This is a genomic window from Acinetobacter sp. D009, from assembly GCF_038562025.1.
In the GTDB taxonomy this organism is placed as follows: domain Bacteria; phylum Pseudomonadota; class Gammaproteobacteria; order Pseudomonadales; family Moraxellaceae; genus Acinetobacter; species Acinetobacter pittii.
In genome coordinates this window covers 3,748,089-3,762,162 of sequence record NZ_CP151886.1, presented here as the reverse complement: position 1 = coordinate 3,762,162, position 14,074 = coordinate 3,748,089, and the positions used below count along the sequence as shown (strand labels likewise).

11 protein-coding genes are annotated in these 14,074 nt (G+C 35.4%); all 11 read left to right on the top strand.

The features are described 5' to 3' along the window. The first annotated feature begins 1 nt into the window (after position 1). On the top strand, positions 2-1,207 hold the full coding sequence (locus AAC388_RS17915) for a hypothetical protein (protein ID WP_342371014.1): 1,206 nt from the start codon (positions 2-4) through the stop codon (positions 1,205-1,207). Next, entirely contained in the window at positions 1,204-2,514 is a 1,311-nt protein-coding gene (locus AAC388_RS17910; protein WP_342371013.1) for an O-antigen polymerase, read from the top strand. The genes AAC388_RS17915 and AAC388_RS17910 overlap by 4 nt, the downstream gene beginning before the upstream one ends. After that, on the top strand, positions 2,515-3,483 hold the full coding sequence (locus AAC388_RS17905) for a glycosyltransferase family 1 protein (protein WP_342371012.1): 969 nt from the start codon (positions 2,515-2,517) through the stop codon (positions 3,481-3,483). It abuts the gene before it with no gap. Continuing rightward, positions 3,483-5,621, top strand: a complete 2,139-nt coding sequence (locus AAC388_RS17900; protein WP_342371011.1) for a bi-domain-containing oxidoreductase — start codon at positions 3,483-3,485, stop codon at positions 5,619-5,621. The genes AAC388_RS17905 and AAC388_RS17900 overlap by 1 nt, the downstream gene beginning before the upstream one ends. Beyond that, positions 5,618-7,432, top strand: coding sequence for a heparinase II/III family protein (locus AAC388_RS17895; RefSeq protein WP_342371010.1), 1,815 nt, complete (start codon positions 5,618-5,620; stop codon positions 7,430-7,432). The genes AAC388_RS17900 and AAC388_RS17895 overlap by 4 nt, the downstream gene beginning before the upstream one ends. Continuing rightward, positions 7,429-8,640, top strand: a complete 1,212-nt coding sequence (locus AAC388_RS17890) for a glycosyltransferase family 4 protein (RefSeq protein ID WP_342371009.1) — start codon at positions 7,429-7,431, stop codon at positions 8,638-8,640. Before AAC388_RS17895 ends, AAC388_RS17890 begins: the two co-directional genes overlap by 4 nt. Before the next feature lies 1 nt (position 8,641). Next, the gene (locus AAC388_RS17885) at positions 8,642-9,250 is read left to right on the top strand and encodes a sugar transferase (protein ID WP_068612746.1); all 609 of its coding nucleotides are present in this window, start codon (positions 8,642-8,644) and stop codon (positions 9,248-9,250) included. Further along, the gene (locus AAC388_RS17880) at positions 9,247-9,906 is read left to right on the top strand and encodes an acetyltransferase (protein WP_342371008.1); all 660 of its coding nucleotides are present in this window, start codon (positions 9,247-9,249) and stop codon (positions 9,904-9,906) included. The genes AAC388_RS17885 and AAC388_RS17880 overlap by 4 nt, the downstream gene beginning before the upstream one ends. A 28-nt stretch (positions 9,907-9,934) precedes the next feature. Beyond that, positions 9,935-11,110 carry a DegT/DnrJ/EryC1/StrS aminotransferase family protein gene (locus AAC388_RS17875; protein WP_342371007.1) on the top strand — a complete coding sequence of 392 codons (1,176 nt, stop codon included), beginning with the start codon at positions 9,935-9,937 and terminating at the stop codon, positions 11,108-11,110. 142 nt (positions 11,111-11,252) lie between these two features. Next, a complete protein-coding gene (locus AAC388_RS17870) occupies positions 11,253-13,127 on the top strand; it encodes a nucleoside-diphosphate sugar epimerase/dehydratase (protein WP_342371006.1) in 1,875 nt (624 codons plus the stop codon). Between the two features lie 11 nt (positions 13,128-13,138). Then, positions 13,139-14,014, top strand: coding sequence for a UTP--glucose-1-phosphate uridylyltransferase GalU (gene galU, locus AAC388_RS17865; protein ID WP_032053498.1), 876 nt, complete (start codon positions 13,139-13,141; stop codon positions 14,012-14,014). Positions 14,015-14,074 lie beyond the last annotated feature (60 nt).

Below are 14,074 nucleotides of genomic sequence, written 5' to 3'. Positions count from 1 at the left end.
TATGAAGATTTTATCCAAACTTATAGCAGGAGGGATAATTGTACAGTTACTTGTAGCAGTATCTGTTATGATATCTTCGCGACTTTATAAGCCAGAAGTATTTGGCGAATTAGGTTGGTACTTAAGTTTTGCTTCAGTGTTTTCAATTATTGCCGCCTTGCGATTTGATTATATTGTATTGAGTGATAGAGTAGGCGAAGAGGAAAAAAAAGAGTTTTTCTCTAATGCTATAGTTGTTAGTATTTTAATTTTTTCTTTGTTATCTATATGTACTATAATTGCTAATAGTATTTTTTCTTTTAAATATAGTATTGCCTACTTGTTATTATTTTGTCTCAGCTTAAGTTTTTTTAATCTATTAAGTCAGTACCTCATATTAATAAAAGACTATAAGAAATTTATTTTTTACAAAACCAATCAATTAGTTCTTCAAATTATACTAATTGTAATTTTTTATTATTTTTTTTCTGAGAAAGGATTATTATTAGCGAATATTTTTCCTCAATTAATTATCTCACTTTTATTTTTTTGGTTGATTAGAGAAAATTTATCATTTAATTACAATAATTTCAGAATTTTTGTTCGTAAAAATTGGGGGGAGGGCTTAAAAAATTCTTTTCTTACATTTATACAATACTCAACTCCAGTAATACCTGTACTATTTGGTGGATATATTTTTGATAAGAGCCAAATTGGTGCATATTTTCTATTTTCTCAAACGATGGCAGTTCCATTTTCACTGATTCGCAGAAATGTTTTAATACTCTTTAATGGTGAATATAGTGACCCAGGAAAAATTAAAAAACTATTTGAAGATATATTAACTATAAGAAATATATTTATTGCTACAGTTTTATTTATGTCTTTACTAATATTTCTAGTGTTTTGTTCGAAATATTTGATAATAATATTTTTTGGTAGAGAATGGGTGATATTTTCTTGGTTGCTATCCCTATTATTCGTCTACTACTTTATGGATGCCTTGTTACAACCTTTAACTACTTTATATCCATTATGGGGAGAAGTTAATAAAGCTTTAGGTTTTGAATTAACTAGGTTTATTTTGGTAGCTATAATTTTACCGTTATTTTCCTTTTTTGCAAAATTATCTTTTTTATATTTTATTATCTTATTTCTGATAATTATGTTGCTTATTTATGTTGTAAATTTTTATAGCATTTTAAAATATATTAAGAGGTTAAAATGAATAGGTTGGCATTTATTTGGGGAATAATATCTCTAGTAATGATATGTCTCTTATGGTTGCTCTTAGGTTTGGAGAGCCTAGATTTATTTTTAAACTTTTCTCTTGTTTTTATTGCATTACTTACATTTTTTCAAATAAAGAAAAGTGGCATCCTGGCACCGAGTACAATAGTTTTTGTAACGGCACTTCCTTATTTTTTAACAGCAATATATAACTCTTTTATTTATAGAGACTATAGTTATTTTCTAGAAAAAACTAATGCAAGTTTAATCTTGTATTCTTTTATTTTTTTTGGCTCTTTTATTTTTTTTGATTCATATTTAAATAAAATTAAAACTATTGAACTTGATTTTAGAAAAAAATTTAGTTCAAATGTTGTTTTTGTAATATATGCGTTGATTGTATTTATATATATTACTATGGTTTCAATGTCTTTTTCATTAGATATTGGGGCAGTTACGCGTGCCGATATTTATAAATCGAAGTCTACTTTTTTTGATGTTTATAAACTCTTTGTTTACTCTTTTTCTGTATTTTATATTTGGTTTATTATATGTATTGAACAAAAAAAAGGTAAATATTTGTTATTTTGGTTGTTACCTCTAATCTTATTTTCAGCTACAGATATTCTTATTTTAGGCGATAGAAAGTTAGCAATATTGTTGTTTATTATTTGTGCTTATACTATTAATGTGAAAAGACGTATTAACCCTATCTATATTGGATATGGATTTATGTTTGCTTTAGTAATGTGGCTTTATGGGTATTTACGAAATACTAGTATTTCTCAGTGGGGATCTATTTTAAGTGAATTAGACTATAGTACAGCTTTTAGTCCTGATAAGTCCGAATTCGGAGCTTTTAGTATCATTTGGAATGACTATTTTTCTAAATATTCTTCAGTTCAAATGCATCCTACCTATTTAGAGACATTTGCACAGATTATTCCTACATTTATTTTTCCTAATCGGCCTATTTCACCTTCAGTTAACTTTGTAAAAGAGTTTTATCCTGATATCTATAATTCTGGTGGTGGTTTAGCTTTTAATGCAATTCTTGAGTCTATGATGAATTTTAATATATTAGGACCTATTGTTTTTGCATTTTTACTTGTCTTTTTTTCTAAATTTTATAACAAATCTTCTTTTGGAGTTTTGTTGGGTACTATATATATCTTCTGTTTTTCCTTTACTTTAAGGAATGATATGATTAGTAACTTTAGAACATTTTTTATTCTTGGTGTTGTAGTTTTAATATCTATTTTGGTTTTTTGTCGAGTTGGAAAATTAAAAGCAGGTGGGAATTAAGTGAATAAAATATATTTTATTGGTAAACTTCCTTTACCTATAGGTGGTGTTACTGTTTTTAATCAACGTAAATTAGAGCAATTAACTAATAATTCTCAAAATACTAATGTTGTCTTAATCGAACCAAATAAGAAAAACTTTTTTAAAATAGTTTTAGTCTTAAGGTCGAAATCAATTAAGCATTTAAGTGCTTCTAATTTTTTATTAATTTCATTGGCTTCTTTTTTTGCAAAATATCAAACAGTTATATTTTATGATCATAATTCTAGCCGACATTTTTCTTCTTTAGCGAATTGGAAGAAGAAAATTTATTTAAATTTTTTTCTTAAGTGTAAAAATATTATGTTAGTTAATAAGCATCTTAAAGAGAATTATAAAGTATTTGCTCAATTTCATGATATTACTCCTAAGTTCGAAACAGTCTCTGCTTTTTTACCTCCTGCTAAGGCTGAATTAAAAGATATTTTATATACATATGATCAAAAGTTATTGGATTTATATCAAACCGCATTAAAAAATCAGCAAAGAAAAATCATATTAACCAGCGCATTTCAGCCAAATTTAGATGCTAAAGGGGCTGATATTTATACATTAGATTCTTTAATAGATATTTTTGCAAAATTAGCGCCAAAATATAAACAAGATTATTTTCTTATCGCTATTGCAAGCTATCCAGAAACTAGTTTTAGCCAAGAAATAAGAACAAAGGTACGTTCACTTAATGGCAAATATGACAATCTTCTCTTTTTAGAGAATGATAAGAAAATATGGCCTCTTTTAGAGATAACGAAATTGTTTATTCGTGCGACGACTACAGACGGTGATTCTGTAAGCTTGAGAGAGGCATTATATTTCGGTGCTCCTGTTTTAGCATCGGATGTAGTACCGAGACCGGATAATGTTATGTTGTTTAACTTAGAAAAAGATGATCTCAGTCAAAAAATTGATGAATATTTAGGAAGTTATTAATGAAACAAATTCTTCAAGATATGGCAAATGGTGGTACGACTGTAACAGAAGCTCCTGTACCCCAATGTTCCAAAGGTCATTTACTTATTTCCACAACGACTTCGCTTATTTCTGCTGGAACAGAACGTATGTTAGTGGGCTTTGGTAAAGCTTCTTTAATTGATAAAGCTCGCCAACAACCTGAAAAAGTGAAAATGGTGCTTGAAAAAGTACAAACTGATGGACTGTTAACTACCTATGATGCGGTTAAATCAAAATTAGCTCAACCTTTAGCACTTGGATACTGTAATGTCGGTGTTGTGCATGAAGTAGGTGCGGGAGTTGATGATTTTCAAGTAGGTGATCGTGTCGTTTCAAATGGTCCACATGCTGATATGGTAAAAGTACCTAAAAACCTTTGTGCCAAAATTCCAGATAATGTTGATGATGAATCTGCTTCATTTGCTGTAGTTGCTAGCATTGGTTTACAAGGTATTCGTCTTGCTCAGCCTACCTTAGGCGAGAGTTTCGTAGTAACTGGCGCTGGTTTGATTGGTTTGTTAACCATTCAAATGTTAAGAGCTAATGGTTGTCGTGTTCTTGCGATTGACTTTGATCAAAGTAAACTTGAGCTAGCAAAACAATTTGGTGCAGAAGTATGTAATCCGGGTAAAGGTGAAGATCCGGTTGCTGTTGGTTTGGCATTCAGTCGTGGTGTTGGTGTGGATGGGGTCATTATTACCGCTTCAACTAAGGTAAGTGACCCTGTTATTCAAGCAGCTCGTATGAGCCGAAAGCGTGGCCGTATTATTCTAGTTGGTGTAACAGGTTTAGAGCTAAACCGTGCTGATTTTTATGAAAAAGAACTTAGTTTTCAAGTTTCTTGTTCATATGGTCCAGGTCGTTACGATACTGAATATGAAGATAAGGGTAATGATTATCCACTCGGCTTTGTGCGTTGGACTGAGCAACGCAACTTTGTTGCCGTTTTGGATATGATGGCTGCAGGTACCTTAAATGTAGAGCCTTTAATTACACAACGTTTTGAATTTGAAGACGCACCCAAAGCTTATGATGCATTGACGGAAGACAAATCAGGTCTAGGTTTATTGCTTAAATATAACTCTCCAGTTGAAACTCGTTTAGAAAAACGAGTGGTATTACGCCCAATTTCTATTGAGCCAAAGAATGCTGTTGTTGGTTTTATTGGTGCGGGTAATTATGCTTCTCGTATCTTGATTCCTGCTTTCAAAAAAGCATCTTCTCAATTACATACCATCGTAACCTCTGGTGGCATTAATGGGGTTATTCATGGAGAAAAAACAGGATTTGCCGAAGCTTCGACAGATCTGGATGGTTTATTAAATAATAAAGATATTAATACCGTCGCGATTGCGACACGTCATAATAGCCATGCTTACTTTGTTGAAAAAGTTTTATCAGCAGGTAAGAATGTTTTTGTTGAAAAGCCATTAGCTTTGACTGTCGAAGAAATTGAAAAAATTGAAACGGTTTATAATCAAAATATCCAGAATAATCAATATGCACGAGTCATGGTGGGCTTCAACCGTCGTTTCTCACCACAAGTGCAAAAAATGAAAACCTTGTTGGATACAGTAAAAGAGCCGAAAAGTTTTATCATGACCATGAATGCAGGTGCAATACCGACGGATCATTGGACACAAGACAATGCTGTGGGTGGAGGACGAATTATTGGGGAAGCATGCCATTTTATCGATTTGATGCGCTTCCTAGCAGGGTCAAAAATTGTTTCTATTCAGGCCCGACGTATGGGCGAAACTGATGCAGTACAAATTTTAGAAGATAAGGCTTCAATTACGCTTGGTTTTGAAGATGGATCATTTGGCACCATTTTCTACTTGGCAAATGGCGCTTCAAGCTTCCCTAAAGAGCGTGTAGAAGTCTTTACAGCAGGTCGAGTATTACAACTAGATAATTTCAGAAAGCTAAAAGCATTTGGCTGGCCTGGATTTAACAAGATGAATCTGTGGCGTCAAGATAAAGGTCAAGATGCTTGTGCTGCAGTCTTTGTAGACAGTATTCGAGACGGAAAAGAAGCGCCAATTCCTGCCGATGAAATTTTTGAAGTTGCTAGAGTGACCATTCAGGTTGCCGAAATTTTAAGAGCACAAACATGAGTTTAGTCATGAAAGGTCAAACAGCTCTTGCTTTAGGGCTGTTTAATTTGTTCAGGGTGTTTAAATATCGTCTTGGCGTAAAGACAGGTCTAAACCCTGTACAAAAGTTGTCTGCACAATTGCCAACGGGTTGCTTCTTTAGTCAGTGTACTGCCACTGAAGCAAAGACTGTACCCGTAAACTCAACTTTAACAGCCTTTGGATACCTCAAGTATCCAGTGGCTGGACAGCTTCCCAATTGGTTCTATAGTCCTTTAACCGAGCATACTTTTCAAAATACAGAAAGGGCGTGGTATCAAATTCCAGATTTTGATGCGAATGTTGGTGATATTAAAGGCGTATGGGAGGCTTCCCGTTTTGACTGGCTAATTGATCTTGCTCTACACGAGCTTAAAGTGAGAGATGGGCAGGCATTGGTTCAACTTGATTTATGGTTGAATGATTGGTGTAAGGAGAACCCTGCTTATTTTGGACCAAACTGGAAATGTGGGCAGGAAGCTTCTATCCGTGTCATGCATATTATTACTGCGTTGATCGGTTTAGGACAAGAGCAGCATGCGCACGACAATATCTGTGCATTTATTGAGGCTCATTTAAAGCGTATTGAACCTACAATTGATTATGCGATTGCTCAGGATAATAATCATGGAACATCTGAGGCAGCTGCACTTTATATAGGTGGAGCTTTCTTAAATGCAAATAAACCTTTGCCACAATATAAAAAATGGCAAGCTTTAGGCGAAAAATGGTTAGCTAATAGGGCAAACAAGCTTATCATGCAAGATGGCGGCTTTAGCCAATATTCAATTAATTATCATCGAGTGATGTTAGATTCTTATTGTTTAGCTGAAATAGTTCGCCGAAAATTAGTATTAAAGCCTTTTTCAGAACAGTTATATCGTCAATTGCAGAAAGCGACAGACTGGTTATATGTATTAACTCAAGCTGATGGAGATGTGCCCAATTTAGGTGCAAATGATGGTGCGCGACTCCTTCCAGTAAGTCAGACCGATTATCGTGATTTTAGACCAACAGTTCAGTTGGCAAGTACCTTATTTCATCAACATAGTTATTATCAAGATTTAGGAACTTATGATCAAAGTTTAAATTTTTTTCATATACATAAATTGGAAAAAGAAAACTTTAAATTACCTTCACGAAATCAAATTTTTAATGAAAGTGGTTTAATTACCTCTGAAAAAGATAATTTCTTTATTGCTTTTAAGTTGCCGAAATTTAAATTCCGTCCAAGTCAGTGTGATGGACTGCATTTAGATGTTTGGTTTAAAGGTCAGAATATACTAAGAGATGGTGGTACCTATAGTTATAATTCCTCACCAGAAGACTTAGAATATTTCTCTGGCGTTGCTAGCCACAATACAGTTGAGTTTGATAAACACCAACAAATGCCACGCTTAAGCCGCTTCTTGTTTGGTGCTTGGCTGACTCCAAAAAATTTAACTTATAAACCATATGAGTTTGGCTGTGGCTACCAAGACTATTGGCAGTGTGAACATCACCGTAAAGTTTTATTAACAGATAATCAAATAGAAGTAGTAGATAATATTTCTGGTTTTCAGCAACAAGCTATTTTACGTTGGCGTTTACAACCGGATCACTGGGTATTAAACAATAATATTTTAACCAATGGAAAAGTTGAGATAATTTTAGAAGCTGAGCATTCTATTTCTATTCATCTCACAGAGGGTGAAGAGTCGAGATATTATTATCAAAAGACTAAATTGCCTGTTCTAGAAATTAAAGCAACACAACCGACTACGATTTTTACCGTAATTAAAGATATAACATGAAGATTTTATATTTCCATCAACATTTTTCTACACCAAAAGGGTCTGCTGGGATTCGTTCTTATGCAATGGCTCAATCATTGATTCGTAATGGGCATCAAGTCACTATGGTCTGCGGTTCTTTTGGTGCTGGTCAGACTGGTTTAACTCAACCTTTTAATAAAGGGGTACGTCGGGGTGTAGTGGATGGTATAGATATTATTGAATTTGAATTGCCTTATTCAAATAGCTTATCGTTTTTAAAACGCATTCTAATTTTTTTAAGTTTTGCATTTAAATCAATTAAAGTCGCTCTGACTGAGCAATACGATATTGTTTTTGCAACCACTACCCCTTTAACAGCAGGTATTCCAGGTATTTTTGCTAAATGGTTACGTCGGAAACCTTTTGTTTTTGAGGTGCGTGACTTATGGCCTGAGCTTCCGAAAGCTATGGGCGTAATAAAAAACCCTATTGTTTTATGGATGATGTCAGTACTTGAGTGGACTTCTTATCATTCTGCCGATCGTTTAGTTGGTCTATCCCCTGGAATTGTGGATGGTATAATCAAACGGGGTATTGCACCTGAAAAAGTTGCCTCTATTCCTAATGGATGTGATTTAGATATTTTTGCTTCTGAACACCAACCATGGCGCCCAGAAGGTGTGAAAGAAACTGACTTGATGGCAATTTTTACAGGGACACATGGCTTGGCAAATGGCTTGAATGCTGTGTTAGATGCAGCTGTAGAGTTGAAAGCCCGCCAAAGAACAGATATTAAACTTGTTCTTGTCGGTGATGGCATGCAGAAAAAAGCATTAATTGAACGAGCAGAAAAGCTTCAATTGGATAATGTAGTTTTTCATGATCCTGTTAACAAAGCAAAGTTAGCGGGTCTTATGTCAAGTGCAGATATCGGTTTGCAAATTTTAGCGAATGTCCCTGCTTTTTATTATGGTACATCTCCTAATAAATTCTTTGACTATATTTCTGCAGGTTTACCAGTTCTAAATAACTATCCAGGTTGGTTAGCTGAGTTAATTACAAAGGAACAATGCGGATTTGCTGTTCCTCCTGAAAATCCAAAAGCCTTTGCTGATGCATTGGAACAAGCTGCCGATCAACGTGAGCAGCTCAATCAGATGGGTAAAAATGGCCAGCAAGTGGCTAAAGAACAGTTTAACCGCTCCATTCTTTCTCAAAAGTTCTCTGACTGGGTAACAGGAGCATAATATGCTAAAGCGTTTATTAGATATTGTTATTGCTTCTATTGCCCTTACTTTACTCTCACCACTATATTTCTATGTTGCATATAAGGTGAAAAAAAATTTAGGCTCACCTGTATTGTTTCGCCAAGTTCGCCCTGGCTTACATGGGAAGCCTTTTGAAATGATTAAGTTTCGAACTATGAAAGATGCAACAGACGCACAGGGTAATCCTTTACCAGATAGTGAGCGCCTAACGCCATTTGGTAAAATGCTTCGTTCTACTAGTCTGGATGAAATGCCTGAGCTTTGGAATGTAATTAAAGGTGATATGAGTATTGTAGGTCCAAGACCCTTATTGATGGAGTACTTGCCACTTTATAATAAAGAACAAGCAAAGCGTCATGATGTACGTCCAGGAATGACTGGCCACGCGCAAGTGAATGGACGTAATGCTATTGGCTGGGAAGAAAAATTTAAACTTGATACGTGGTACGTTGAAAATAGATCGCTTTGGTTAGACTTTAAAATAATGCTTCAAACCGTTAAAAAAGTAATTGCTAAAGATGATATCAATGAAGCTGGCGAGGCGACGATGACGAAGTTTACAGGTTCAAAGTCGGAAGCAGATAAATGAATAATCAGGTCTATGCTATTTATGGTGCTTCGGGCTGTGGCCGTAGTTTGATGCCTGTTGCAAGACAACAGCTTCAACGTCAGGGTATTACGGCTGAAATTTATTTTATTGATGATAGTTTACAAGAAGAAAAATTAGTAAATGGCCATAGAGCTTTAAACTATCAATCTTTTAAATCAATAGATTGCTCTTATAAATACGTATTAATTGCAATTGCGAATAGTCAGATTCGTGAAAAAATCGCAAATCAATTGGTTGTTGATGGCATTAAACTTTGGTCCATACAAGCTGATAACACAGTAATTATGGATAACGTAGAAATTAGTGAAGGAGCAGCCCTAAGTCCTTTTGTTTCAATTACATCAAACATAAAAATTGGTAAATGTTTTCATGCTAATTTATACAGCTATGTTGAGCATGATTGTGTAATTGGTGACTATGTGACTTTTGCCCCTGGCGTTAAATGCAATGGTAATATTCACATTGAAGATCATGCATATATTGGTGCTGGAGCAGTTATTAAACAAGGCACACCTGATAACCCTTTAATAATTGGTGAAGGTGCTATTGTTGGAATGGGCGCTGTAGTGACTAAAAGCGTGCCAGCTGGTGTAACTGTTGTAGGTAATCCTGCAAGAATTTTAGAAAGAAAGTAAGTAAGAAATATTTTATTAGGAAGTTAAAATGTTAAACACTGCATTTGAACCATGGCCAAGTTTTACAACAGAAGAAGCTGACGCAGTCAAAAATGTATTACTATCAAATAAAGTAAATTATTGGACCGGTCAAGAGTGTAGAATTTTTGAAAAAGAATTCGCTGAGTTTTCTGATACAAAATATGCGGTTGCTTTAGCAAATGGTACCGTAGCTCTAGATGTCGCATTAAAAGCCTTAGATATTGGCGCGGGTGATGATGTTATTGTGACGTCTCGTACTTTTTTAGCTTCAGCAAGTTCAATTGTAACAGCTGGCGCTAATCCTGTTTTTGCAGATGTAGAATTAGATTCTCAAAATATTTCACGTCGTACTATTGAGGCTGTACTTACACCAAATACTAAAGCCATTATTTGTGTACATTTAGCTGGTTGGATGTGTGATATGGATCCGATTATGCAACTTGCTGCTGAGCGTGGTATATATGTTATTGAAGACTGCGCCCAAGCTCATGGAGCAAAATATAAAGGTAAAGCAGCAGGTTCTATCGGCCATATTGCGGCATGGTCATTTTGCCAAGACAAAATTATGACAACTGGTGGTGAGGGCGGTATGGTCACCACGAATGATGAAACGCTTTGGAAAAAAATGTGGTCTTATAAAGATCATGGTAAAAGTTACGACAGTATTTATAATAAACAGCACCCACCAGGTTTCCGTTGGTTACATGACTCATTCGGAACTAACTGGCGTATGATGGAAATGCAAGCAGTGATTGGTCGAATTCAGTTAACCCGTATGGCTGAATGGACTAAAAAACGTACTGAAAATGCAGAAAAGATTTTAGAAGCCTTTGGCGGCTCTCCTTTCTTTAGTGTTCATACTCCCTCTGTAGATTATGTCCATGCATATTATAAATGCTATGTCCAAGTGAATTTAGAAGCCTTGCCAGATGGTTGGTCACGAGATCGCATTATGCAAGAAATTAACTCTCAGGAAGTGCCTTGTTTTAGTGGGTCTTGTTCTGAAGTTTATTTAGAACACGCATTTGACGGTACACCATGGCGTCCAGAAAAGCGTCTAGAAAATGCACAGAAATTAGGTGAAACCAGTTTAATGTTCTTGGTTCATCCGACTTTGAGTCAAGAAAGTATAGAAAAAACGATTCGTGCAATTAATACTGTTAATAGAGCTTTACAATCATAAGGAATGTGAAGCTATTCACATAGCTTTCTTTTAAATTATGATCTGACTTAAAGTTATGTAACCGCTGCGTAAATTTTATTTCTACTTATATAAGAAATGAGTATAAATATCGCACGGTTACTAGAACGATTAGAAGAGTATTGTGAAAAAGATTATTTATCAGTTTGCGTCAGCTCCTCGGCTTACAAAACAATGTTTTTTGGTTCTTATCGACCTATTCGCTTTTCCTGTTATTTTGTGGCTATGTTATGCCATTCGATTATTTGATTTAGGTGCTGAGGTTATTCCAGGCATCAACTATGGTGTGGCATTTGTTACAATTTTAGCTATCCTAAGCTTAATGCTAGCTGGAGTTTATCGGTTTATTGTCCGTACTTTTAATGAAGCCTTTATTGCTAAATTAGCGATTGCTGTTACGTTGATGGTCATCGTTTTATATGGCATGAATGCTTTTTCACCTGCATTTGTTCCGACTTCAATTCCATTAATGTTCGGCTTCTTAATGTTTGGTTGGGTGTGGTGTAGTCGTGCATTTATTCGTTTTATCGTAAAAGCTACGTTACAAACTGGTGAAGAGCGTAAACGAATTGCAATTTACGGTGCTGGTGATGCAGGTCAACAAATTGCAGCTGTGCTTTATCGTTCTGGTAATCATTTACCCGTTTTTTTCATTGACGATAATACATCCTTACAAGACCATATGGTTGGCGGTTTAAAAGTACTATCTTTAGAAAAAGCTTTACAACGTTTCGAAAAGTATAAAACTGATGAAATTTTGCTAGCGTTACCTTCAGTAGGCCGTGTGCGTAAAAGTGAAATTATTCAACAGCTAGAACCTGCACATCTTAAAATTACTGAGCTACCTGGCCTTACACAACTTGTTGATGGTGAGCTCAAAGTTGCAGATATTCGTGAAGTAGACATTATTGACTTACTGGGACGTGATCCTGTACCACCTGTAGATCATTTACTTGCAAAAAATATCCTTAATAAGATTGTTATGGTCACTGGTGCGGGTGGTTCTATTGGTTCTGAGTTATGCCGTCAAATAGTTAAAAATCAGCCTAAAATGTTGATTATTTATGAAATTACAGAGTTTGCGCTTTATAGTATAGATAAAGAGTTACGTCTAACGGCTCAATGTGAAATTGTTCCTATTTTAGGTACAGTGCAAGATCAACAGAAATTAGAACGTATTATCGAGCAATATGGTGTTCAGACCGTTTACCATGCTGCTGCTTATAAACATGTACCTTTAGTTGAGTGTAATCCAATTGCAGGATTAAAGAACAATGCGATTGGTACTGCAAATAGTCTAAATGCAGCTGTAAAAAAAGGTGTGGAAACGTTCGTTCTCATCTCGACCGATAAAGCAGTACGTCCTACCAATGTAATGGGCGCATCGAAACGTATGGCAGAGCTCTATTGTCAAGCAATGGCTGAAGCCCAAAAGCAAACTCAAATTAGTATCGTACGTTTTGGTAATGTATTAGGGTCTTCTGGCTCAGTAGTGCCATTATTTAAACAGCAAATTGCCAAAGGTGGTCCAATTACTGTGACTCACCCAGAAGTAACACGCTACTTCATGACTATTCCTGAAGCATCTCAGTTGGTTATTCAAGCTGGTGCATTAGGTAGAGGCGGTGATGTGTTTTTACTTGATATGGGTGAACCTGTCCGTATTCAGGACTTAGCTCGCCAAATGATTTCTTTAAGTGGTTTAACTGTGCGTGAACAAGGTTCAATGCAAGGGGATATCGAAATTCATTATAGTGGATTGCGTCCAGGTGAGAAACTTTACGAAGAATTATTAATTGATCAAGAAAATACTGAATATACCGAGCATAGTAGAATTCTTCGATCTTTTGAGAAATTCTACCCTCTTAGAGAAATTCAAGAAGTCTTTGATCGAGTGAATAATATGACTGCTGTCCAGCAAGATATTGATTGGGCGCTATGTCAACTTGAACACTATGTTGATGGTTATAAACGTAGTAAAGATATTATGGTTAATTAGAGAGTGAATGTGTGATTAAAAAGGCAGTTTTACCTGTAGCTGGATTAGGTACACGTTTTTTACCGGCAAGTAAGTCAATTCCTAAAGAAATGGTCACAGTAGTTGATCGTCCTGCGATTGAATATGTAGTGCGTGAAGCTGTAGAAGCAGGAATTGAGCAAATTATTCTGGTAACGCACTCATCTAAAGCATCAATTGAAAATTATTTTGATCGAAACTTTGAACTTGAAACGACTTTAGAGCAGAAGAAAAAGTTTGATCTGCTTGATGAGATTACTCAGATTATCCCACCTCATGTAAGTGTAGTGAGTGTAAGACAGCCTCAACCTTTGGGTTTGGGGCATGCTGTGTTATGCGCAAAAAGTATTATTGGGCAAGATGATTTTGCTGTGTTGTTACCAGATGTATTGGTTAAAGATAACTCAGGGCAAAATGATTTATCGCGTATGATTTCTCGTTATGAAGTGAGTCAAGCTGCTCAAATCATGGTTGAAGCAGTACCCGATCATTTAGTAGATCAATATGGGATTGTTGATGTAAAACAGAGCCCGGCTGAGGGTGAAAGTATTGTCATGCAGGGTATTGTCGAAAAACCTGCTGTCGGCTCTGCACCTTCTAATTTATCTGTAGTCGGACGTTATATTTTACCTGCCAAGATTATGCAGCTTCTAGAGAATACGCCGAAAGGAGCAGGTAATGAAATTCAGTTAACTGATGCTATTGCGATGCTTCAAAGTACAGACATTGTGGAAGCCTATCGGATGCAGGGCCAAACTTTTGACTGTGGCAGTAAACTTGGTTATTTGAAAGCTGTACTACATTATGGTGTTGCACACCCTAAATTGGGATTAGAATTTAAACATCTGATTCAAGAACTTAAACTATAAAGTTTTGTAGCTCTGCTTAAGTATTTGTAAAAACTGCTGAATATGGTAGCAGAGCAGTAT

Excerpts from the sequence above, each read along its gene's own strand:
- AAC388_RS17890 (WP_342371009.1), top strand. The coding sequence starts at position 7,429 with ATGAAGATTTTATATTTCCATCAACATTTTTCTACACCAAAAGGGTCT.
- AAC388_RS17885 (WP_068612746.1), top strand. The coding sequence starts at position 8,642 with ATGCTAAAGCGTTTATTAGATATTGTTATTGCTTCTATTGCCCTTACT.
- AAC388_RS17880 (WP_342371008.1), top strand. The coding sequence starts at position 9,247 with ATGAATAATCAGGTCTATGCTATTTATGGTGCTTCGGGCTGTGGCCGT.
- AAC388_RS17910 (WP_342371013.1), top strand. The coding sequence starts at position 1,204 with ATGAATAGGTTGGCATTTATTTGGGGAATAATATCTCTAGTAATGATA.
- AAC388_RS17900 (WP_342371011.1), top strand. The coding sequence starts at position 3,483 with ATGAAACAAATTCTTCAAGATATGGCAAATGGTGGTACGACTGTAACA.
- AAC388_RS17875 (WP_342371007.1), top strand. The coding sequence starts at position 9,935 with ATGTTAAACACTGCATTTGAACCATGGCCAAGTTTTACAACAGAAGAA.
- AAC388_RS17895 (WP_342371010.1), top strand. The coding sequence starts at position 5,618 with ATGAGTTTAGTCATGAAAGGTCAAACAGCTCTTGCTTTAGGGCTGTTT.
- AAC388_RS17915 (WP_342371014.1), top strand. The coding sequence starts at position 2 with ATGAAGATTTTATCCAAACTTATAGCAGGAGGGATAATTGTACAGTTA.